The organism is Dolichospermum compactum NIES-806 (genome assembly GCF_002368115.1).
GTDB classification, from domain to species: Bacteria; Cyanobacteriota; Cyanobacteriia; order Cyanobacteriales; family Nostocaceae; genus Dolichospermum; species Dolichospermum compactum.
Genome location: NZ_AP018316.1, coordinates 3,094,182 through 3,115,264 on the forward strand (window position 1 = coordinate 3,094,182; position 21,083 = coordinate 3,115,264).

The following is a 21,083-nucleotide window of genomic DNA, read 5'->3' on the forward strand; positions in this document are numbered from 1 at the left end:
TGGTCACAAAGCTTACTTGCTAAATATTACTTTTGACCCTTGACTTTTGACTTCCGCTTGGCGGCATTAGGGAGTAAATTTCTTGAATGCCAGGGTAACATTATGACCACCAAAGCCGAAAGAATTAGATAAAGCCACCTCGACTACCTGATCACGACTATTATGGGGAACATAATCTAGGTCACATTCAGGATCAAGATTTTCAATGTTGATAGTAGGGGGAATTTTATTATGAGCGATCGCCAAAATTGTCGCTACAGCTTCAATCCCACCAGAACCACCTAACAAATGTCCCGTCATGGATTTAGTAGAACTAATTGCCACCTTATAAGCATACTCTCCCAAAGCTTTCTTAATCGCAGCGGTTTCATTTTTATCATTAGCCTCTGTACTAGTTCCATGAGCATTGATGTAACTAACCATTTCCGGTGCGATCGCCCCATCTTTTAAAGCTAATTCAATCGCTCTAGCTGCACCCAAACCACCAGGAACAGGCGCAGTCATGTGATAAGCATCACAGGTCATCCCATAACCTACCATCTCCCCATAAATCCTAGCACCACGACTCAGAGCGTGTTCCAATTCTTCAAGAATTAAAATTCCTGCCCCCTCACCCATAACAAAACCATCCCGATCCCGATCAAAAGGACGACAAGCATGGGCTGGAGCATCATTGCGAGTTGATAAAGCGCGAGCAGCCGCAAACCCCGCCACCGACAAAGGTGTAACCGCTGCCTCACAACCACCGCAAATCATCGCCTTGGCATACCCCCCTTGAATTTGCCGAAAAGCATCGCCGATAGAATTAGAACCAGCAGCACAAGCCGTTACAGAACAGGAATTCGGACCTTTTGCACCCGTATGAATTGCTGTTAATCCTGCTGCCATATTGGCAATCATCATGGGAATCATGAACGGACTACAACGACTAGGACCCCGCTTAGGATCTAAGTAAATAGTTTGCTGATCTTCTAATACCTTAATCCCACCAATGCCCGAACCGATGATCACACCAACTTGTTCAGCGTTGAGGTCATTAATCACCAAACCTGAATCTGCAACAGCTTGAATAGCTGCCGATACACCCAATTGGGCAAACCGATCCATCCGCTTGGCTTCTTTGCGTTCTAAATAACTCTCTGGATCAAAGTTCTTGACTTCACCCGCAATGCGGCAACTATGTTTAGACGCATCAAAAGCGGTGATATAGTCAATTCCATTGCGTCCGCTTAATAATCCTTCCCAATATTCAGCAGATGTGTTACCAATAGGTGTAATCGCGCCCACACCTGTTACAACAACGCGGTTACGTTTATAGTCTGTCATGATTACATTAAATATGGCGAAAAAGCAGCAGATTGGACAATAAAGAGGGCTGAGTTCCGAGTTAAGTATTCTTAGTCAAGAGTATACTGTTTGCTCAATATTACGGACTTTTAGTGCTTTTTTTTGAAGTCAAACTTATAGCTTAGACACTTAACACTCATGTACGGGCGGGTTTATCCAGTTAATTAATATACTCCTAAAGTATTCATTTAAACCCGCCAATACTGAATTAAGACTTGTCTATGCAGATTTAGGAGCGTTATTATTTATATACTCTATAACGTCTTTAACAGTGAGAATTTTTTCAGCCGCTTCATCAGGAATTTCGATATCAAATTCTTCTTCCAAAGCCATTACCAATTCAACTGTATCTAGGGAATCAGCCCCTAAATCATCAACAAAACTGGCTTCTTCTGTAACCTTAGCCTCATCCTCTACACTCAGTTGCTCAACGATAATTTTTTTAACCTTATCAAAAGTTGCTGCTTGGCTCATAAATAAAAGTCCTTAACAAGTTGCTATGATTTGCTCTAAATGAACAAAGTTTTTTTTGGGCATATACATCTTATCGGAAAGAGTGAACCTGAGTATAGGTTCTATCATTAAAACTGAGGATTGAATGTTAGGGAGATCCTGAAAATGAGACATAGAGAGTTTAATAACCCAATTAACTGCCAATAAATGCCCATCACATCTAAAACATTAAACCTAATATAATTCTATGCTATCTAAACCGCTAAAATACGCTTACTATCCTGGCTGTGTAGCTCAAGGGGCTTGTCGGGAACTGTACCTATCCACCCAATCTCTCACCCAAGCCTTGGGAATTGAACTGGTTGAACTAAAAAAAGCCTCTTGCTGTGGTTCAGGGACATTTAAAGAAGATTCTCAACTATTAGAAGACACAGTTAACGCCAGAAATATCGCCTTAGCAGAATCATTAGATCTCCCGTTACTCACCCATTGCAGCACTTGCCAGGGTGTAATCGGTCATGTTGATGAACGGTTAAAAGAATGCCAATCAACAAATCCCGACTATCTCCACAAAGTTAATGGTTTATTAGAAAAAGAAGGCTGTTCACCCTATCGGGGGAGTACAGAAGTTAAACATCTTCTTTATGCTTTAGTCGCAGATTATGGTTTAGAAGAAATTACCCAGCGAGTCACCAAAAAATTAAGTGGATTAAAATGTGCAGCTTTCTATGGTTGTTATCTACTCCGCGCTCAAAAATCCATGCCCTATGATGATCCTTTTCAACCCGAAGCAATGGAAAATGTATTTCGGGCTGTAGGGGCTACACCTGTATATTATCGTGGCAGAACTCAATGCTGTGGTTGGCCTTTATCCAGCTACGCGACAACCGAATCTTTCCAAATGGCCGGAAATCATATTCAAGAAGCTTTAGCGAATGGGGCTGATTGTATTGTCACACCATGTCCGCTGTGTCATTTGAATTTAGATTCTCGTCAACCAGAAGTAGAAAAGGTAATTGGTCAAAAATTAGGTTTACCAATCTTACACCTACCCCAATTGATTGCTTTGGCTTTAGGTGTCAGTCCCAAAGAATTGGGTTTAGAGAGACATATTGTGTCTACAAAACCCATTTTAGAAAAACTAGGATTCTGATGAAATTGTGGGAAGGGAATAATATTTTTCTTCCCATTACCCATTACCCATTACCCATTACCCATTACCCATTACCCATTACCCATTACCCATTACCCATTACCCATTACCCATTACCCATTACCCATTACCCATTACCCATTACCCATTACCCATTACCTATTACCAGTAAACCAAAAAGTTTTTTCCTGAAGGGAGATCGCCAAATACTGTGTAGTATAAAATACTTTTTTATTCTCGATACTCTAATCAGCAGACATAGTATAGATAATAATTACTTATGATTAGCTGGTTAATAATTTCTTGACGCTAACCGGATGGAATATAAATGCTTTCAACGACTTGATATTTCCTCTGTAGGGCTTGAGATAAAAAGGCTAACATCTGTTTGAGTGTAAAAAGTGTGCGATAAATTAATCTACTACCTTTCCTTTTACGACTGATTTTGAGCCATAGTAGATTCACCCAGATGTTAATTAGAAGAAAGGATATTCCAATGAATAGTAATCTCAAGACTGGATTTTTGTTATTCGTCTTAATTCGACAAATATTTTTCAGACGATAACTAGTTTCAATGCCAAATCTTTTTCGATAATCTTGATAGATGTAATTTAAATTTGTTTTTACCTTATAAGCAACATAAACAAAATATTGAACTCCATGCTTTTTATGCTTTCCCTTTCTATATTTACAGACAACCCATAAATCAAATGTGACGAAATCATCTTTATCTCTTGTAATGGTATAGGTAGTTTTATAACTTTTTTTACCCTTGAGGAATTGTTTGATTCCTCCTTTTTTTCCAGTCTTGATAGCAGGCATAAGAAAGGGAATATCTAATGCCTGTAACCATGTAATTACAGGAGTATTAAAAAATCCCCTATCCAAATAGAGTTTTTTTACATTTATTTTTAGGGATTCAAGTTCTGCTAATAAATAAGTAATTAAAGCCACACTAGTATTTAATTGGCGAACACCTCTTATTGCTAGAGTTACACGCTTATTATTACTAATAACATATAAAGTGGCATAGGCATAAAATGGTAACCGCTCAATAATCCGGGGTAAATCCTTCCATGACAAGCCTCAAATGGCGTAAAATCGTCCCCGAATGGGTAGTCCGCCCCCATTTATTGAGCGGATACATAAAATGAATTAGTACCAGATTTAGCTTCACTTCGATATATGTAGGGTAATTCTGACGATGTTGGTTGACCATAATAACAAATTAAATTTAAATCAATCGCTATTTTTAAACACCGTTTTTTTAATCCTAAAGGAATTCGACTTTTTAATGCTTGATTGATTTGCCCTTCTAATTCCTCAAAATTGTTAATTTTATTGAGATGATATCTAATATCATTAGCTGTCGGAATATTTTTTAACAATTTAGCAGTGTTTTCAATACTATCTCCACTGCTGGCTGCTTTAACCAGAATCTCGAATAAAGTTTGTTGGTTACAGGCTCCTTGAGTTTCAATGGAAAAATTTTCTACTAAACACTGAATAACCTCATCAAGAGTTTCTGAGTCGGTTAAAACGAGTTCTTCTGTAGACTCGCCCCGCGTGGCTTTTGTTAGAGATGAAACAGTCAATTTTTTCAGCCAATATGCTACACACTACTTTCATCATTTCATATTTTGATCCAGTGCAAATTATGATAACTATTTCTTATATATTTGGTATTCTATAGTACATGAGTATCTGTCGTATTTTGTTAGTGATGCCTGCTGCGTCTGTAGCAATAGCGTCAGCACTCCGTAAAAATCACTCTTTGGGAAAAACTTTTTGGTTTACTGATGATTGCAGTAAGCTTTCCTGTCAATGCGTAAGTCCTAACTATCCTCCTTAATTTCATGAATACAGTACTTTTCTAGTGAATAAGACTCACGATTTACAATAATAGGTTCATCGGTAGGCTTACCTAACCATTCATTTGTGTAATCCAAAATTTTGGCTAGGCTTTGTTGACGGCTATCTTCTATTGCTCTTTTACCAGCTTCAAATAATTCTTCACTATTCCATACATCAAAAACAATTGTACGTTTGATAGAATTATTACCATAAAAGTAATTTACTTTTACAAAAATGCTAAAATACTTAGAGTCCATGTTTTCATTATTCTCCTTTGTTTCTATTATATTCCATGACTGTATATCCCATGACTGAACATCAAAATTAGGAGCATCTAAAACCTCTTTAGAAAAACAGTTTAATTTTTTCATCTCGTTAACATTATTTTCTTTCCATGCTTTTAAATATTTATTGGCACTTCTTTCGGGTGTATCTGCAAGAAAAACTTTAAATAAACTAAACCCTATTATTCCAACTAAACACAGAAAAAAAATACCTAATGTAATTTGAATTTTTGAGAATTTATAATTATCTAAGAACTTCATTTTTAACCTCCTGAAACAATACGCTAATATAATTCAGCAATTAACATCTCGATTAATTTTCAGGGGTAGGTACTACCCCCTATCGCTTTTTATAACAGAAATTAAGCTGATTTTGAACAGCAATTCTCATTTTGAAACGAGTTTCCGCCATTTCAGCAAACCCCGAATTTGTTAAGAATTGTAAAACCCTATGAATGTAAGGGTTTAAATGTCATGCCTTAAAATGAGAATTGCTGCTAGACCGGGGCGCACCTATCCATCTGGTTAGTTGTTTAGAACACGCTTCCGTTGCTACTACCAGCCGCTATTTACACGCTAAACCATCAGATTGTAGTAGTTTATATTTAGGTTGATTAATTGGTAATGGTTTGGGAAGATGAAAAAAGTGCCTAACCTATTACACCATTTTAATACGATTATGTCAGAATTTGTTTACTTAGTAAGAAGCGGCGACACTACTAGATATAAAATTGGAATGAGTGATAATCTTGCTCGTCGTTTACAACAGCTAAACGGTAAACAATCTCCTTATGAAGTTTTCGTAGTCTCCAGTATAGAAGTCATTAACGCTCTACCAATAGAAAAAACACTACATCATAAATATAAAGACTATAGACGTAAGGGAGAGTGGTTTGAACTAACTGATGAACAAGTAGAAAATGTTATACAAGACATGAATTTTCTTCAATTTAATGAGCAAATTTTATATAAAACTGATTATAGCGATACGCCTATCAAACTAGCAGACGTAGACCTAATAGAAAACAAGTTAGAGGTAGACTTAAAAGAAGAAAATAACAAAGATAATTTATTTTTAGATAAATTATCTTTAAATAAGGGGTTTAAATTAGTTCAACTTGCTTTACTTAAAGGTTTTATCAGGGTAAATGACTTTTTAGATTTTGGAATTAAATTTTTCCTTGAAGACGATTATGAATTGGCACTTATATGTTTTGACGTAATAATTGCGTATAAAACTGACAAGATAGGAGTTGCTTATTTCTGGAAAGCAGAAACTCTTTTTCGTAAACTGAAGATACAGTCAAGAAAAGAATCTAATGATCAATGTGATACTGATAGTGAGTATCAACAAGACATAAAACTTATTCAAGATTGTTATATAAACGCATTAGCCATATTTGACTATATTTCGTCTACTATACCCAGTCTCAAAAATTGGTTGAACTTAGCTCGTCTTTATCATGCTTATTCTTTATTTCTTACTGATTACATGGACGACTCTTCAGGTCTATTTTCTGATGCAATATATATATACAACAAATTGAATTGTATAAACACTCGTAACATTGTTGTGCGTGACGCAAATACAAGAACTGAAAACGCGGAATATAATGCTACCCAAATATATTATCCTGATATAGAAGATTAATTTCAATCACAACTTGTACCATCGTTGTCTCTATTAACAACCTGACAAAGTTTTTGTCCACCAAGTCACTGGACAAAGTAAAATTGTCAAGTATGGAACTGGACAAACCAAGATGGACAGTCAAGACACAGAACTGATTAAAATCGCCACTCTACAAGGAAGATACGGTTTAGAGTCACGTCAAGCGGTATATGACAGAATCAACGGACTGGACATAAAACCAGTAGAACGGGGTAAAATATCCCCACAGCAGTTAGACCTACTGGACAAACTAGACAAGCATATCAGGGAAGGGGGAGCGATCGCTAATTTCCCTATTCACCCTGAAGTAGAAGTACCAGCGCTGGAAAAACTGGACAATCAACTAGACATACTGGACAACCAACTAGACAACAGCGAAAACCTTACCGCTATTACTGTTATGGCTGGTTTAGTTGAGAAAATGATGGGGTATATCGGGAATCAGCGAACTGCTTGCAGCAGCGCTTCGCTATCGCATCTAGCAGAATATGAGGAATTAGAAAAAGCAGTTACTCATCAGTGGATATTGAGTACAGCTAAGGTAAAAGAATTAATTGGTGTTACCCCAAGGGTAGGTAAGGATGAAATGACCTTTGTATGGGGTAGCTTTACCTTCACCAAAGCAGGGAAGCTGGGTAATCAGATGGGATGGTTGGTTAGTAAAAGTTAGTTTTCAAACTCAAAAACTATTCGGAAACATTACTTTAATTTCTTTGCAATATTACACTAATCTTGATTCAATTCCACCTGTGTTTATTCTGGTTAAAACTTGGTAGCATTTAAACACAAAAAATACTGTTATACTAAACAGCTAGGGGTTAATGTATAAATATTGTCAATTTATCTTCTCTAATGGGTAAAAATTTTAATACTGTACCAGAGGTTAACTGCTGGAGAAACTTTACACTTGATGGTAACATATTTGACTTATCACATCTTAATTCGCATTCAGTTACATATTTAGATGTGGATAAACAAAAAGAATACACTTTTTTAATAACTTATAGTTCACACTGTTTTACAAGTAAAATACCTGATGTAATTTCTAATCAAGAATTACAGTCAATATATAAGACACCAACTGAATCAAGGCTTTTTAGTATTGAAAGATATCATCTTTCAAAGCATCTACCCAACATTATTAAAACACTAGGTGAGAAAACAACACTAACTTTTCATGCTGGTTATAAAAATTATGCAACATTTAAAGTTTTAGATTCCAATGGTTACGAAGTTAATTATTTTATTCCTTTTTCAGCCTTTAGAGAGAAGAAAAAACTTAGGTTACACATAACAAGTGCTTATCCTAAGCTAGATTTAGGAAAAACACAAAAAGTAAATTTTTTTGCTATAGCTAACAATCTATTAACTGGCAAGAAACTACCACAGCCACATATAACAAAGACCCCTTAAGGAGTCTTCGCCAAAAAATATTTTTTTGGTATTCAGAACGTCTTTACCGGGATTGCCACGACCATACAGGTAACGGGATGTCGTGCATTAAGCACGTCTGCTGCATCCTTTTCTTACAACTATAGTATAGAAGTTATTGTTAGCTTAGTCAAGATCCAAAAGTTAAAGCTCAATTTACCCTTCCCACAACCTATTAGTTATTTTAAACCGTGCATAAAAATATGCTTATATATACAATTAATCATATCTAATCATGTTTAGTTTGCACCCGTATTGATTCAGGAGTAGAGAGGTCGTTAAATGAGCGTTTAACAACTTGACCCACAGGTGACAGCATTGATAACGCCGAAACAGCGCCTAATACCTGCTCATCACTCACTTCTAAATACCTTTGCAACTGTTCTAAATTCCTATGCCCGTGCCTGTTGATTTTCATAAGTCACTATAGACCCTTGTGATCTACAGCTTACAACTACAGGGGACGGGTTAGCAGGTTTATTTCATTATCCTTACTCGCATCTCCTATGTAGTATTTTTACAACTTGTTATACTACATTAAATTTCAGCATCAAAATATACCCAAAATCTTATGATTTCTTAGGGTGTGGCGTGGGAAAATTCGCCACCGCCGCGTCCTAGTTTTGCCCCAATTTTGTCCGACAGCGATCGCCTCAAATCCCCCTACAATAACTGCTTTGGTAAAGTTACAAGGCAATGCGATCGCTGTATTTTCCCGCCTACCTACAGTAAAGGTTTCAGCTTATCTTGCCCCTGGTGACAGCTTCGCTATATCTACCCCAATGAATGGAGATCCACGAAAACCAGAAATTGCAGCAGCCCAATCATACTTTGCAATCAAAACCCGTGAAGCTGAAGTTGTCAAAGGTCATGCTATGCCATCCCTAGAATATATTCGGCTGTGCCACCGCCGATAGTTTGTATCTGCGATCCGTTCTTGGTAGTGTACTCTACTTCGCAGTGATGTAAGTATCCTTGCTGGTATTCTATTTCCGTAATCGTGGCGGTTACTTTCCAATTCTTTTGGGCGTGTTCATAGGTTGGGTAGCAGGTGATTCTGTCCCCTGGGTTATAGGTGGGAGTACCCGCACCACTCAAACCCTGATTACGGCTAGACTCCGCACCACCCGCACCACTTTAAATCTGATAAATTAGAAGATGAAATTGCGATCGCTTGGGGTGATGCAAAAGCCTATTGGGCATCTTTTCAACGTCAATTAAATAAGCTGGATGCGGAAGATACTGCCACCAGTATCACCCGTGAAATGGCTGTGCTGCTGTTAAAAAGTCTGGGATATACCCTCGTATATACCGCTAAAGCTGAAGTGGTAGAAGGGCAAACCTACGGCATTTCCCACCGCGCTGTATCACCATCCGACTCTTCAATTCCGAATTACCAATTACGAATTACGAATTACGAATTACCAATTACGAATTATCCCCCCATTCATATTCAGTAAACCAAAAAGTTTTTTCCTGAAGGGAGATCGCCAAATACTGTGTAGTATAAAATACTTTTTTATTCTCGATACTCTAATCAGCAGACATAGTATAGATAATAATTACTTATGATTAGCTGGTTAATAATTTCTTGACGCTAACCGGATGGAATATAAATGCTTTCAACGACTTGATATTTCCTCTGTAGGGCTTGAGATAAAAAGGCTAACATCTGTTTGAGTGTAAAAAGTGTGCGATAAATTAATCTACTACCTTTCCTTTTACGACTGATTTTGAGCCATAGTAGATTCACCCAGATGTTAATTAGAAGAAAGGATATTCCAATGAATAGTAATCTCAAGACTGGATTTTTGTTATTCGTCTTAATTCGACAAATATTTTTCAGACGATAACTAGTTTCAATGCCAAATCTTTTTCGATAATCTTGATAGATGTAATTTAAATTTGTTTTTACCTTATAAGCAACATAAACAAAATATTGAACTCCATGCTTTTTATGCTTTCCCTTTCTATATTTACAGACAACCCATAAATCAAATGTGACGAAATCATCTTTATCTCTTGTAATGGTATAGGTAGTTTTATAACTTTTTTTACCCTTGAGGAATTGTTTGATTCCTCCTTTTTTTCCAGTCTTGATAGCAGGCATAAGAAAGGGAATATCTAATGCCTGTAACCATGTAATTACAGGAGTATTAAAAAATCCCCTATCCAAATAGAGTTTTTTTACATTTATTTTTAGGGATTCAAGTTCTGCTAATAAATAAGTAATTAAAGCCACACTAGTATTTAATTGGCGAACACCTCTTATTGCTAGAGTTACACGCTTATTATTACTAATAACATATAAAGTGGCATAGGCATAAAATGAATTAGTACCAGATTTAGCTTCACTTCGATATATGTAGGGTAATTCTGACGATGTTGGTTGACCATAATAACAAATTAAATTTAAATCAATCGCTATTTTTAAACACCGTTTTTTTAATCCTAAAGGAATTCGACTTTTTAATGCTTGATTGATTTGCCCTTCTAATTCCTCAAAATTGTTAATTTTATTGAGATGATATCTAATATCATTAGCTGTCGGAATATTTTTTAACAATTTAGCAGTGTTTTCAATACTATCTCCACTGCTGGCTGCTTTAACCAGAATCTCGAATAAAGTTTGTTGGTTACAGGCTCCTTGAGTTTCAATGGAAAAATTTTCTACTAAACACTGAATAACCTCATCAAGAGTTTCTGAGTCGGTTAAAACGAGTTCTTCTGTAGACTCGCCCCGCGTGGCTTTTGTTAGAGATGAAACAGTCAATTTTTTCAGCCAATATGCTACACACTACTTTCATCATTTCATATTTTGATCCAGTGCAAATTATGATAACTATTTCTTATATATTTGGTATTCTATAGTACATGAGTATCTGTCGTATTTTGTTAGTGATGCCTGCTGCATCTGTAGCAATAGCGTCAGCACTCCGTAAAAATCACTCTTTGGGAAAAACTTTTTGGTTTACCTATTACCAATTACAGATTTCTGATATTCTTCCTCACTAATTAAATCCTGATTGTTTTCTACCCGATCTAAAAATACTAATCCTTCGAGATGATCATACTCATGTTGAAAAATTCTGGCAATAAAATCAGTTAATTCTTGTTTTTGTAAATTGCCGTTTCGGTCTGTATATTCAACTTCAATTGTTTGATATCTAGGAACTAAACCCCTAATTCCAGGTACACTTAAACAACCTTCCCAATCTTTAACCACTTCTAAAGAATTGGCAACAATTCGGGGATTGATCATTGCTGTTGGTTGCATTTCTGGCGCATGGGGATATCTGACATTAGGACGGGAAGCGACGATAAATAAACGGTAGGATGCTGCTATTTGTGGTGCAGCAATTCCCACCCCATTGGCTTGAGCAACTGAGGTAATTAATTCATCAATCAGGGTTTGAATTTCTTGACTTTGAATATTCTCAACCGCAGCAGCTTTTTGTCCTAATATCGGATTACCTAATTTAATGATTGGTGCTAATTTATTCATTATGTTTCAAATCTATTAAATCTATTTTTTTTAATTCCTGTTTCCATCCTGTTCATCCTTTAATCCTGGACATCCTGATATGGCTTGCGCCACGCTTCGCTATCAGACAGTTTTATTTCAATTTAAATAGATCACCGATTTTTGAAGTGAGAGCAGTATATCATTGATGATGTGCGATCGCCCTCCGATTGCGTCGCCTTCTACCTCGCACGAGTTACGGAATAAACGAAGCACTCGCCAGCAGAGAACACGGAAGATCACAGAAGAGGGTTTGAGGAATATTGTACGTCCAAAAGGGGTTCTGGGATTGTGATGATCCAGATTTTTGTCGAGGTGGGGCGGGAAGGGGGATCTTATTAACTGTTGTCGTGGGGATCTTGTAACGAAAAGTAAAATCGCCCAAACCCCATTCACTCTTCACTCTTGCCTCTTGCCTCTTGCCTTGCCATAACGACGATTTTCAATGCTAACCTACTTAGATGTCGAGTTGCTATTTCCTAATCCCATAAAACAACAGAAAAGGATCATGACAATGAGTACAGAATATCATGTCCAACTTATTCAAGCAGGTAACACCCAAACCTTAACAATTCCTCAAGAATTAAACCTATCAACAACAGAAGTAATTATCCGACAAGAAGACGGAAAACTGATCATAGAACCCTATCATAAAAAATCCCTCCTGGAAATTTTTGCCACCTTAGATGATATTGAAGAAGATTTTCCCAATGTTGATGAAGGATTATTACCCCTAGATGATATTGAACTGTAAAAATGTCTTATTCTTACTTACTCGACACTAATATACTCTCTGATTTTATTAATGTTCGTGAATTTTCTCGCGTTCCTAATTTGAAAGTAGAAAACTGGCTTAAATCTGATTAAGAAAGCTATGAGAAATGAAGAATAAACACAAAAATCACGTGAATTAAAAATTTTGGCGTTGCATAATATGGCGATCGCCATCTGGGCTATTAGCAACGCCAAGTTTTATCAGTTTTGAGAATCTGAGCAGGAAATCCGGGACAACTGACCAAATATCAATTTTCCTTGTTAACTGGTAAAGGTGCAGGTTTAACTAAGAATTGAGAAATTTTACCATCACGCTCCACCTGCACTTGTAAAGGAATGCCAACTTTACTATTTTCTACTATTCTTTGAACCTCATCAACTTTCAAAACGGGTTGATTATTCATACTTTTGATCACATCTCCTGGACGTAATCCAGCAGTAGCTGCGGGTGAGTTAGGAACAATCCTGACTAATAGAATCCCTTGATTTGCAGATAAATTTATTTTCTCACCAAATCGAGCAATGATTTTTTCCTTAACTTCTGGCGTTAGTGTTACCATTTGTATTCCCAAATAGGGATGATCAACACTACCTTTAGCAATTAATTCTTCAGCGATTTTTTGGGCAGTATTAATAGGAATGGCAAATCCCAAACCTTGAGCGCCTTGAATAATTGCTGTATTCATGCCAATGACTTCACCACGAGCATTTAGTAATGGTCCACCGGAGTTTCCGGGGTTAATTGCTGCATCTGTTTGTAGATAGTCAACACGCTTATCACTAGCACCAATATCACTACTAGAACGATCTGTGGCGCTGATAATTCCAGAGGTAACAGTATTATTTAAACCCAAAGGATTACCAATAGCAATAACAGCTTCGCCCGGTTGTAAAGTATCAGATTTACCTAAAGCTAAACTGGGTAAATTATTCGCGTCAATTTGAATCACTGCGACATCTGTTACCGCATCTTCACCTAATACTTTACCTTTAAAAGTTCTGCCATCTTTGAGGGTGACAGTTACCGAATCAGCACCATCTACAACATGAGAATTGGTCAAAATTTGCCCAGATGAATTAATGATAAATCCCGAACCACTACCTCTTTCTACTCGTTCTCTAGGTTGTGTGGGGATTCTATTGCCAAAAAATCCGCGAAAAAAAGGATCAGAAAATTCCTCTGGAGCTTGAGTTGTGACGGTTCTAGTTGAATCAATGCGAACAACCGCACCTCCCACCTTTTGTACTACTTTAACAACAAAGTTAGGATCTCCAGAAGAGGAAAAAATCGCGGGAGGAGCAATTTCTGTGGTATGTGGGGTGGTTTTGTGTGGTTGTGCATTGCTAGGTTCGATTTCTGTGGTGGTTTTTTTGAGGTTCGTGCAACCTCCGAGCATAAAAAATGCTACACCACATACGACAATCCATTTTTTACCTTTATTTCCCAAGTTTTGTCTTAAAAATCTATTATTAATATTCTGCGCTGCTAAGTTATGATTATTAATTTTCATGATGTGATTATTGCTCCGTATTCGTTAGTAGGTGCTAGAATATTAGCTACCAGGTTTTTATCAGAGTGATTATAGATGACACAGGGGTAATTACAAATTAGGAATGATGAGTTACGGATAAAGGTGGTGTGAATGGAAATTCCCATAGATGATTTATGGAATCGTGTATTAGAGCGTTTACAGTTAGAGTTAGCCCCTCCTACCTTTGAAACTTGGATTAAAACAGCTTATGCACAGCAGCTAGAAAATAACTGTTTGGTAATATATGCTCCTAATCCTTTTGCTCGCAATTGGCTTCAGAAGTATTACATCCATACCATTGCTAATGTAGTCCACGATATTGTGGGTTATCCAATAGAGATTTATATTACTGTAGTCGAGGATAAGGAAGTTTCTCATGGGGATAAACCGGACGTTGAGGGGAAATTACCAGCAATAAATCATATTTCGGCAAATGCTCCCATAAATTCGCAAAAGACTTCAGATTTAAATTCTAAATATGTTTTTTCTCGTTTCGTCGTCGGAGCGAATAATCGCATGGCTCATGCGGCTTCTTTAGCTGTGGCAGAATATCCAGGTAGGGAATTTAATCCGTTATTTTTATGTGGTGGTGTGGGTTTGGGGAAAACTCACTTAATGCAAGCTATTGGTAATTATCGCTGGGAAATCTGTCCTCATTCTAAGATATTTTATGTGTCTACGGAGCAGTTTACAAATGATTTGATTACTGCAATTCGTCAAGATAGTATGCAGGGTTTCCGCGAACACTATCGGGCTGCTGATATGCTGCTAGTTGATGATATTCAGTTTTTGGAGGGAAAGGAATATACTCAAGAGGAATTTTTTCATACTTTCAATACTTTACATGAGGCGGGTAAGCAAGTTGTAATTGCTTCGGACCGTCCTCCTAATCAAATTCCCAGTTTACAAGAACGGTTGTGTTCACGGTTTTCTATGGGGCTAATTGCTGATGTGCAAATGCCTGATTTAGAGACGAGAATGGCAATTCTGCAAAAAAAAGCTGAGTATGAAAATATTCGTTTACCACGAGAGGTGGTTGAATATATCGCTTCTAATTGTACTTCTAATATCCGGGAGTTGGAGGGGGCGTTAATTCGAGCTTTGGCTTATATTTCTATTTGGGGTTTACCTATGACTGTGGAAAATCTGTCACCGATTTTAGGTACTCCTAGCCAGAAAATAGAAACTACTCCTGAGATAATTTTAAATATAGTTGCAGATGCTTTGAATGTTTCTATTGAGGATTTGAAGGGTAATTCCCGTCGTCGAGAAATAAGTTGGGCTAGGCAAATAGGAATGTATTTAATGCGACAACTTACGAATTTGAGTTTACCGAAGATAGGGGAGGAGTTTGGTGGGAAAGATCATACGACGGTGATGTATAGTTGTGAGAAAATTACTCAGTTGAAAGATAGTGATCAGAGTTTAATGCAAACTTTACACCAATTGAGCGATCGCATCCAAATGGCTACTACCAAAAATAGAATTAATATTGTTGATGTTTTCCACAACCCAAAAAACTAACTTATCCCATTAAAATCTGCACTATTGAGTCCGAATTTTAAGAAAAATATAATAAATGATTAATTTATATTTAAATTTGCGGTCAAAATCCAATTTTTTGCGGCAAATCTGTGGAAAACTTTAATTTATTATTTATCTGTTTCATGAAGTATCATAATTTTGTGAAACTTTAACATAGTTTTTCCACAGGTTTTCCACAGGGAATTGTCCAGATCATTTGTTTTTTTATATCAGGAGTATTGACAAATGGATGAATTTATGAATGCGGCAATTTTCCAGGCTAAACAAGGTAGACAAGAAGGGGGAATTCCCATTGGCTCTGTTTTGGTTAAGGATGGTAAAATTGTCGGACAGGGACACAATAAGCGCCTCCAAGATGGTGATCCTGTAACTCATGCGGAGATTGATTGTCTCCGTAATGCGGGCAGAATTGGTAACTACAAAGGTACAATCCTCTACTCCACATTAATGCCTTGTTATTTGTGTGCTGGTGCTGTGGTGCAATTTGGAATTAAAAAAGTTATTGCTGGAGAATCCAAAACTTTTCCTGGCGCTAGAGAGTTTATGGTATCTCACGGTGTGGAAGTCGTAGATTTAAATTTAGATGAATGTGAACAAATGATGACTGAATTTATTACAACTAACCCGGAACTTTGGAATGAAGATATTGGGAAATAGGAGTTCGGAGTTCGGAGTTCGGAGTTCGGAGTTCGGAGTTCAGAAGAAGAAGGAAGGAATGAACATTAAAATTTTCCAAAAACCTCTTCCGTTCTGACTCGGTGACTCCTGACTCGGTGACTCCTACTCTTCACATTAACCCCACAATTAAAATTGAGAAATTAGTGTCAATTTTCTCCACTTGCGTTATGATGGCGATCGCAAGCCTAAAAACCTTGTCGGCTGGATATTGCCACGACTGTTAAGCATAAATGGCGTTTAGTAGTGGTAATTACCGTACAAAACCGAATTCCTAAGCAGCTTACTCTTGTTAGTTATGGTATAGTGGAGAAGTTAAAACTAGCTTCGCCAAACTATAATTGCTCTACGCGCAGGTAATAATTGCAAGCGAAAAGCTGTTTTGATCAAGAATTTACACACAAAAATCTGAAATACACCCAGTTTATGATTCAGCAAGTAATTCACCCAATGGTGAAATTGCAGCGCAACGTGCAATCACTCGTAGAATCCAATATTATCAAACCCAATGATAGGATTTGGAAAATTGCCTTACTCTATGGCGATGATTGGCAACATTGGAAACAGGAGTTGTTAGACTTTGGATTTAGCACCCAAGATCCAATTGGCGACTTATTAGCGGTAGAAAAGTGGGACGACGATTAAACATCTAAATTAGATTGGCTATATCTAGGATAGATTTGACGTAGATATGCCTACCTCTAGTAATGATAAAACTTTGTCCTTGCTTTTGTGGTGGGTACAATTCTTTCGTCACTCGATTTTGGATTGATGTTAGCGAAGCGTACGCAGCGCAGCGAGTATTTTGGATTTTGGATTAACTCCACCCTCAAGTGTAGATATGGAAAATTTTGGATTTGGAATTTACGTTAGCGAAGCGTACGCAGCGCAGCGAGTATTTTTCCATCACTAGAGGACAGAGACTGATACCAAATTTTTTAATCTAAAATCTAAAATCTCAAATTCCCTGTCAAAACACATACTCAAGCATTTTTATCAAGGTAGGTAAATTATGGTTCAAACCTTACCTAAAACCCAGTTAGTAACCTTTGAAGAGTTTATTAAATGGAAACCAGAAGGCGGATTTTATGAACTGCATGATGGGGAAATTATTGAGGTGAATCCACCATTAGGAAAACACGAAAGCAGAACCGGGTTTTTATCCAGAAAATTGACAGTCGAGTTTGACAGACTTGATCTTCCCTATTTTATTCCCAAACAGGCATTACTTAAACCACCAACAACGGAGTCAGCCTATTGTCCAGATGTTTTGTTGATAAATTCCACAAATCTAGTCAATGAACCGCTTTGGGAAAAAAAAGCAACAGTAACTCAAGGTGATTCTGTGCCATTAATCATCGAAGTGGTGAGTAGCAATTGGCGAGTTGATTACTATAGAAAATATAGTGATTATGAAGAAATGGGAATTAAAGAATATTGGATTGTTGATTATCAACCCTTTGGTGCTGGTAAATTCGTGGGTGAACCAAAACAACCTACTATATCAGTTTGTTCTCTAATTGGTGATGAGTATGAAATTAACCATTTTAGAGACAATGAGCAAATAATTTCCCGCACTTTTCCCGAATTGAACCTAACCGCTAACCGGATTTTGCTAACTGCTGATTGATATTAATGCCTGAGCCAACTCCTTTGCAGTATGATAGCGATCGCGTGGTAAAGGTTCTGTCACACAATCAATTACCTGTCTTAATTTATCACTAATTGTTGGTATCCCTTTAAGCTCAAAGCGAAAATTACGCCCCCTTTGGCGATAAAATTTTAAAGGATTTTCCCCAGTTAATAAAAAAATTAACGTCGGACCAATAGCATACAAATCAGATTGGGTAAGGGGTTGTCCCCGTTCCTGTTCAGGAGCGCAAAAACCCTCAGCGCCGATTCTTGTGCCTGGTTTTGTGCCAATTTCCTTAACAGCACCAAAATCCAATACAACAATACTATTATTACCACTCCGCACCATCAGATTAGCCGGCTTAATATCCCGGTGAATTAATGGTATTTGTTGGTGGTGAAGATAATCTAGAATATCACAAGTTTGGATCATCCAAGCGATCGCTTGCTTCGGAGTTACAGGTCCAGTTAAGCGAATCCGTTTATCTAAATCTTGTCCATGAATTAACTCCATAGCCAAGTATTTTTTACCGTCTTCCACAAAGAAATCATAATACTTGGGAACTCCAGTATGATTAAGATGCTTAAGAATACTAGCCTCTCGGATGAATAACTCTTGCGCTTTAGGAATTTTCACCATATCAGCATTCATCTGTTTAATTACCAACAATTGTGGTACACCAGTAATTTCACCAACACCATCCCAAGCTAAATAGGTAGTCCCCATACCACCCTTTCCCAAAGTGCGTAATACCTGATAATGACGAATAGTCTTTTGTACCAGAATTGGTTGACCACAGTGAACACAAAACACATTTTGAGGATGATTTCCTTCATGAGTACAACCAGCGCTGGAATATTCTGGAATTATTTTTTGATTAATTTCTCCATCTCCTGAACCTGAAACTGGGATAAGTAGAGGAGATAATTCCTGAACTTGTACCTTGAGTACAGGACCACCCTGAGCTAATTGCAGCAAAGAATTATCAGCAACAATAGATTTAGTAACCAAAGAACCATTGAGAAAAGTCCCATTAGTTCCATGACTAATTAACTCCCAATTATCTCCTCTGGCATTAGTAACTAATTTCAGTTCTAAATGGTACCGAGAAACTAAATTATCCCCCAAAATAACGTGATTATCTACCGCCCGGCCAATGCGAACGATGGTAGAACCCTCAAAACACCACTGTTTCAGCGGTGTTTTTGTGCTTTTTTCTAATAGGGTCAAAGTAATCACAATACAACCTAAAATTTAAGATCAAAAAACTAATTTTAGAAGCAACTTTGCTGAGATGGTCGGACTTTCACTCGTACCAGTATAGCTGTAATATTGTCATGACCATTGTGTTCATTACCCAATTCAATTAAATTTTGAACCCCTGTGACTAAATTACTAGAAGAACTTAATAAGGGTTGGAGATGGGTTTGCCAATGAGTTTCTAAGCAGTCATTATCTGATAAACCATCTGAAACCAATACCAGAAGCATATCTTCATTGATATCAAATAACATCACATCAGGATGAAGAGAATCTTCATGGCGTGGACCCAAAGCTTGGGTAAGTTGATAAGCATCTGCACGTCCATAGGCAATACTAGGTTCTATACCCCTAGCAATTTCTCGTTGACCAACTTCATGGTCTATAGTTATTTGTTCTAGTCCTTGCTTGCGAGTCAGCCAATAAAGACGACTATCTCCCACATGAGCAATTGCCGCTTGATTATCCTGAATTAGTAGCATGACCAAAGTAGTACCCATGCGACCAATACCAGAACGAGCTTCTTTTTGATTAAGCTCATAAATAGCCTGATTAGCCAGATAAACTGCGTGACGAATAGACTCCTTGCGAGGCAATTCTGTATCTACCCAGGTTTCTTGAAAGTATTGACGGATAGTATTTACCGCTAATTGACTAGCTATTTCACCTCCAGCATGACCACCCATACCATCACAAAGAATATATAAACCTTGTGTTGTAACTTGACTATTTCCTGGTAACTCTATCTTGTGAACTTGACTATCAACACCAAAATAGTCCTCATTATGATCACGTTGACGACCCACATCAGTAGCTGCTGCATATTCCACGCTACTTAGCTGCATGGATAGGACTAGAGTTGGGGCTTCATCATTTTTATTTTCTGGATCATCACCTACTGCCAAGACAGGTGAAGAAGTTGGTTGTTCCTGATTACACTCTTCTGCTATTTCTTGTAAATGCGATAGCAATTGTGCCAGAGTTTGAATATTCCCAGATTCCACATACTCTAACATCTGCACCACACAATCCAATGGAGTGTGTTGGGATTCTCTAAACAAAGTTTGCCACATCCGACCCAAACTTTTAAGAGTTAAAGCTTCTTGTCCATTCTCTCGTATTTTCGTCAAATCTAAAACTTCGGGTGGTTGTGGTGTCAGTAACGGTGTCTCTGTATATAGCCTTTGTAATATCAGAGTTTGGTCTTCATCTAAGCGCAAGTTCGACAACTCCAACAAACTTTGGCGACAATTTACAGTTTCTAACAACTCCCAAAGTTGAGTCATTTGATAAAACCAATGTAGAATTTCCAACGGATTGGTTGTATCTTGTCGCAAAACATCCAGCAACGTAGGGAAATTGGATCTGTCTTCCAACAAGACTACTTGAAGATCATCTTGCTGCCAAGCATCATGAATAGTTGGTATTCCTGGGCGCTTATCTACCTGCAATTTTAGATAAGCTTGTGCTAGAGCCGGAATTGTCCTTGTATCCATCTTAGCTTCGTGCAAAAGCATTGCCCTAATCAGTGATATTTCGTAAGGTTGACAATCTAGAACCTTGACTTCTATATAATCCGCCAATACTTGTGGAGATTCTAATAAGCGATAACGTTGCCGAGGATCTAAATAAGCATCTAAAACAAATTTGGAGAACAGACCAGAATCTCCGCCATCATCCGCTATATTTTCTAAATTTTGGCTTAATTTCGCAGTTTCCGCCACAGCAGAAACTACCTGATCCACTGCCTGAGTAATCAGCGCATACCAAACTGTGCTAGATTCTGCACCACATTTATAACAATACTGTGCATCTAAAACTATATCGGCACCGCATTCAGAGCAGATTTTATGAGCTAAGGATGTACCACAGCTTTGACAGAACTTATTACTATCACCGTTTTCAAATTTACACTGGGGGCAAATCAGCATAGTCGGACTTCCTTGA

At 37.5% G+C, this 21,083-nt stretch carries 22 protein-coding genes and 2 pseudogenes; 13 read left to right on the forward strand and 11 right to left on the reverse strand.

Going from position 1 to position 21,083, the window contains the following annotated elements; genetic code table 11:
* Nucleotides 1-66 precede the first annotated feature (66 nt).
* Entirely contained in the window at nucleotides 67-1,326 is a 1,260-nt protein-coding gene (gene fabF, locus CA730_RS14615) for a beta-ketoacyl-ACP synthase II (protein ID WP_096668339.1), read from the reverse strand.
* 240 nt (nucleotides 1,327-1,566) lie between these two features.
* Entirely contained in the window at nucleotides 1,567-1,821 is a 255-nt protein-coding gene (locus CA730_RS14620) for an acyl carrier protein (RefSeq protein ID WP_096668341.1), read from the reverse strand.
* Between the two features lie 226 nt (nucleotides 1,822-2,047).
* Between CA730_RS14620 and CA730_RS14625 the strand changes: the two genes are divergently transcribed.
* Together CA730_RS14625 and CA730_RS25665 are read left to right on the forward strand one after the other, a co-directional pair.
* Nucleotides 2,048-2,953 carry a CoB--CoM heterodisulfide reductase iron-sulfur subunit B family protein gene (locus CA730_RS14625; RefSeq protein ID WP_096668343.1) on the forward strand — a complete coding sequence of 302 codons (906 nt, stop codon included), beginning with the start codon at nucleotides 2,048-2,050 and terminating at the stop codon, nucleotides 2,951-2,953.
* Nucleotides 2,953-3,237 (forward strand): hypothetical protein, encoded by a 285-nt coding sequence (locus CA730_RS25665; RefSeq protein ID WP_096668345.1) that lies wholly within the window; start codon nucleotides 2,953-2,955, stop codon nucleotides 3,235-3,237. Before CA730_RS14625 ends, CA730_RS25665 begins: the two co-directional genes overlap by 1 nt.
* Before the next feature lie 25 nt (nucleotides 3,238-3,262).
* Here CA730_RS25665 and CA730_RS14635 read toward each other — a convergent pair.
* From CA730_RS14635 to CA730_RS14645, 3 genes and pseudogenes are all read right to left on the reverse strand, one after another.
* Nucleotides 3,263-3,994 (reverse strand): annotated as a pseudogene (locus CA730_RS14635) (transposase); the annotation flags it as partial.
* Between the two features lie 110 nt (nucleotides 3,995-4,104).
* Nucleotides 4,105-4,548, reverse strand: a pseudogene (locus CA730_RS14640) (ISH3 family transposase); the annotation flags it as partial.
* Nucleotides 4,549-4,788: 240 nt separating this feature from the next.
* Nucleotides 4,789-5,352, reverse strand: a complete 564-nt coding sequence (locus CA730_RS14645) for a hypothetical protein (protein ID WP_096668347.1) — start codon at nucleotides 5,350-5,352, stop codon at nucleotides 4,789-4,791.
* A 230-nt stretch (nucleotides 5,353-5,582) separates the two neighbouring features.
* On the opposite strand from CA730_RS14645, the gene CA730_RS26085 reads away from it, so the two are divergent.
* From CA730_RS26085 to CA730_RS14665, 4 genes are all read left to right on the forward strand, one after another.
* Nucleotides 5,583-5,705 (forward strand): hypothetical protein, encoded by a 123-nt coding sequence (locus tag CA730_RS26085; RefSeq protein ID WP_269076471.1) that lies wholly within the window; start codon nucleotides 5,583-5,585, stop codon nucleotides 5,703-5,705.
* 65 nt (nucleotides 5,706-5,770) lie between these two features.
* Nucleotides 5,771-6,742: a GIY-YIG nuclease family protein gene (locus CA730_RS14655; protein ID WP_157749985.1), complete on the forward strand. Its 972-nt coding sequence runs from the start codon at nucleotides 5,771-5,773 to the stop codon at nucleotides 6,740-6,742.
* A 112-nt stretch (nucleotides 6,743-6,854) separates the two neighbouring features.
* Nucleotides 6,855-7,433: a hypothetical protein gene (locus tag CA730_RS14660; RefSeq protein ID WP_231939847.1), complete on the forward strand. Its 579-nt coding sequence runs from the start codon at nucleotides 6,855-6,857 to the stop codon at nucleotides 7,431-7,433.
* 182 nt (nucleotides 7,434-7,615) lie between these two features.
* A complete protein-coding gene (locus CA730_RS14665) occupies nucleotides 7,616-8,176 on the forward strand; it encodes a heat-shock protein (protein ID WP_096668353.1) in 561 nt (186 codons plus the stop codon).
* Between the two features lie 247 nt (nucleotides 8,177-8,423).
* Here the strand turns inward: CA730_RS14665 and CA730_RS14670 are convergent, their stop codons facing one another.
* Nucleotides 8,424-8,612, reverse strand: a complete 189-nt coding sequence (locus CA730_RS14670; protein WP_330221265.1) for a hypothetical protein — start codon at nucleotides 8,610-8,612, stop codon at nucleotides 8,424-8,426.
* Between the two features lie 166 nt (nucleotides 8,613-8,778).
* Here CA730_RS14670 and CA730_RS14675 point away from each other — a divergent pair, with 166 nt between their 5' ends.
* Together CA730_RS14675 and CA730_RS25180 are read left to right on the forward strand one after the other, a co-directional pair.
* The gene (locus CA730_RS14675) at nucleotides 8,779-9,111 is read left to right on the forward strand and encodes a hypothetical protein (RefSeq protein ID WP_096668355.1); all 333 of its coding nucleotides are present in this window, start codon (nucleotides 8,779-8,781) and stop codon (nucleotides 9,109-9,111) included.
* A 354-nt stretch (nucleotides 9,112-9,465) separates the two neighbouring features.
* The gene (locus CA730_RS25180) at nucleotides 9,466-9,654 is read left to right on the forward strand and encodes a hypothetical protein (protein ID WP_231939848.1); all 189 of its coding nucleotides are present in this window, start codon (nucleotides 9,466-9,468) and stop codon (nucleotides 9,652-9,654) included.
* Between the two features lie 137 nt (nucleotides 9,655-9,791).
* Here the strand turns inward: CA730_RS25180 and CA730_RS14690 are convergent, their stop codons facing one another.
* Both CA730_RS14690 and def read right to left on the reverse strand, forming a co-directional pair.
* Nucleotides 9,792-10,967, reverse strand: a complete 1,176-nt coding sequence (locus CA730_RS14690) for an ISH3 family transposase (RefSeq protein WP_096668361.1) — start codon at nucleotides 10,965-10,967, stop codon at nucleotides 9,792-9,794.
* Nucleotides 10,968-11,165: 198 nt separating this feature from the next.
* On the reverse strand, nucleotides 11,166-11,699 hold the full coding sequence (gene def, locus CA730_RS14695) for a peptide deformylase (RefSeq protein ID WP_096668363.1): 534 nt from the start codon (nucleotides 11,697-11,699) through the stop codon (nucleotides 11,166-11,168).
* Between the two features lie 532 nt (nucleotides 11,700-12,231).
* On the opposite strand from def, the gene CA730_RS14700 reads away from it, so the two are divergent.
* Nucleotides 12,232-12,471, forward strand: coding sequence for an antitoxin (locus CA730_RS14700; protein WP_096671556.1), 240 nt, complete (start codon nucleotides 12,232-12,234; stop codon nucleotides 12,469-12,471).
* Nucleotides 12,472-12,739: 268 nt separating this feature from the next.
* On the opposite strand, the gene CA730_RS14705 is transcribed toward CA730_RS14700, so the two are convergent.
* Nucleotides 12,740-14,002 (reverse strand): HhoA/HhoB/HtrA family serine endopeptidase, encoded by a 1,263-nt coding sequence (locus CA730_RS14705; protein WP_096668366.1) that lies wholly within the window; start codon nucleotides 14,000-14,002, stop codon nucleotides 12,740-12,742.
* Nucleotides 14,003-14,134: 132 nt separating this feature from the next.
* On the opposite strand from CA730_RS14705, the gene dnaA reads away from it, so the two are divergent.
* The 4 genes from dnaA to CA730_RS14725 all read left to right on the forward strand — a co-directional run bounded on the left by dnaA (nucleotide 14,135) and on the right by CA730_RS14725 (nucleotide 17,873).
* On the forward strand, nucleotides 14,135-15,547 hold the full coding sequence (gene dnaA / locus CA730_RS14710; RefSeq protein WP_096668368.1) for a chromosomal replication initiator protein DnaA: 1,413 nt from the start codon (nucleotides 14,135-14,137) through the stop codon (nucleotides 15,545-15,547).
* Between the two features lie 246 nt (nucleotides 15,548-15,793).
* A complete protein-coding gene (locus CA730_RS14715; RefSeq protein WP_096668370.1) occupies nucleotides 15,794-16,225 on the forward strand; it encodes a nucleoside deaminase in 432 nt (143 codons plus the stop codon).
* 444 nt (nucleotides 16,226-16,669) lie between these two features.
* Nucleotides 16,670-16,888: a DUF4327 family protein gene (locus tag CA730_RS14720; RefSeq protein WP_027402742.1), complete on the forward strand. Its 219-nt coding sequence runs from the start codon at nucleotides 16,670-16,672 to the stop codon at nucleotides 16,886-16,888.
* Between the two features lie 367 nt (nucleotides 16,889-17,255).
* The gene (locus CA730_RS14725) at nucleotides 17,256-17,873 is read left to right on the forward strand and encodes a Uma2 family endonuclease (protein WP_096668372.1); all 618 of its coding nucleotides are present in this window, start codon (nucleotides 17,256-17,258) and stop codon (nucleotides 17,871-17,873) included.
* On the opposite strand, the gene CA730_RS14730 is transcribed toward CA730_RS14725, so the two are convergent.
* Complete coding sequence (locus CA730_RS14730; protein ID WP_096668374.1) at nucleotides 17,859-19,115, reverse strand: protein kinase domain-containing protein; 1,257 nt, start codon at nucleotides 19,113-19,115, stop codon at nucleotides 17,859-17,861. The genes CA730_RS14725 and CA730_RS14730 overlap by 15 nt on opposite strands.
* 35 nt (nucleotides 19,116-19,150) lie before the next feature.
* Entirely contained in the window at nucleotides 19,151-21,067 is a 1,917-nt protein-coding gene (locus CA730_RS14735; RefSeq protein ID WP_096668376.1) for a serine/threonine phosphatase, read from the reverse strand.
* Nucleotides 21,068-21,083 lie beyond the last annotated feature (16 nt).

Bases quoted from the DNA above. Each gene is read 5' to 3' on its own strand.
- fabF (WP_096668339.1), bottom strand. From the start codon at position 1,326: ATGACAGACTATAAACGTAACCGCGTTGTTGTAACAGGTGTGGGCGCG.
- CA730_RS14620 (WP_096668341.1), bottom strand. From the start codon at position 1,821: ATGAGCCAAGCAGCAACTTTTGATAAGGTTAAAAAAATTATCGTTGAG.
- CA730_RS14625 (WP_096668343.1), top strand. From the start codon at position 2,048: ATGCTATCTAAACCGCTAAAATACGCTTACTATCCTGGCTGTGTAGCT.
- CA730_RS25665 (WP_096668345.1), top strand. From the start codon at position 2,953: ATGAAATTGTGGGAAGGGAATAATATTTTTCTTCCCATTACCCATTAC.
- CA730_RS14645 (WP_096668347.1), bottom strand. From the start codon at position 5,352: ATGAAGTTCTTAGATAATTATAAATTCTCAAAAATTCAAATTACATTA.
- CA730_RS14655 (WP_157749985.1), top strand. From the start codon at position 5,771: ATGTCAGAATTTGTTTACTTAGTAAGAAGCGGCGACACTACTAGATAT.
- CA730_RS14660 (WP_231939847.1), top strand. From the start codon at position 6,855: ATGGACAGTCAAGACACAGAACTGATTAAAATCGCCACTCTACAAGGA.
- CA730_RS14665 (WP_096668353.1), top strand. From the start codon at position 7,616: ATGGGTAAAAATTTTAATACTGTACCAGAGGTTAACTGCTGGAGAAAC.
- CA730_RS14670 (WP_330221265.1), bottom strand. From the start codon at position 8,612: ATGAAAATCAACAGGCACGGGCATAGGAATTTAGAACAGTTGCAAAGG.
- def (WP_096668363.1), bottom strand. From the start codon at position 11,699: ATGAATAAATTAGCACCAATCATTAAATTAGGTAATCCGATATTAGGA.
- CA730_RS14700 (WP_096671556.1), top strand. From the start codon at position 12,232: ATGAGTACAGAATATCATGTCCAACTTATTCAAGCAGGTAACACCCAA.
- CA730_RS14705 (WP_096668366.1), bottom strand. From the start codon at position 14,002: ATGAAAATTAATAATCATAACTTAGCAGCGCAGAATATTAATAATAGA.
- dnaA (WP_096668368.1), top strand. From the start codon at position 14,135: ATGGAAATTCCCATAGATGATTTATGGAATCGTGTATTAGAGCGTTTA.
- CA730_RS14715 (WP_096668370.1), top strand. From the start codon at position 15,794: ATGGATGAATTTATGAATGCGGCAATTTTCCAGGCTAAACAAGGTAGA.
- CA730_RS14720 (WP_027402742.1), top strand. From the start codon at position 16,670: ATGATTCAGCAAGTAATTCACCCAATGGTGAAATTGCAGCGCAACGTG.
- CA730_RS14725 (WP_096668372.1), top strand. From the start codon at position 17,256: ATGGTTCAAACCTTACCTAAAACCCAGTTAGTAACCTTTGAAGAGTTT.
- CA730_RS14735 (WP_096668376.1), bottom strand. From the start codon at position 21,067: ATGCTGATTTGCCCCCAGTGTAAATTTGAAAACGGTGATAGTAATAAG.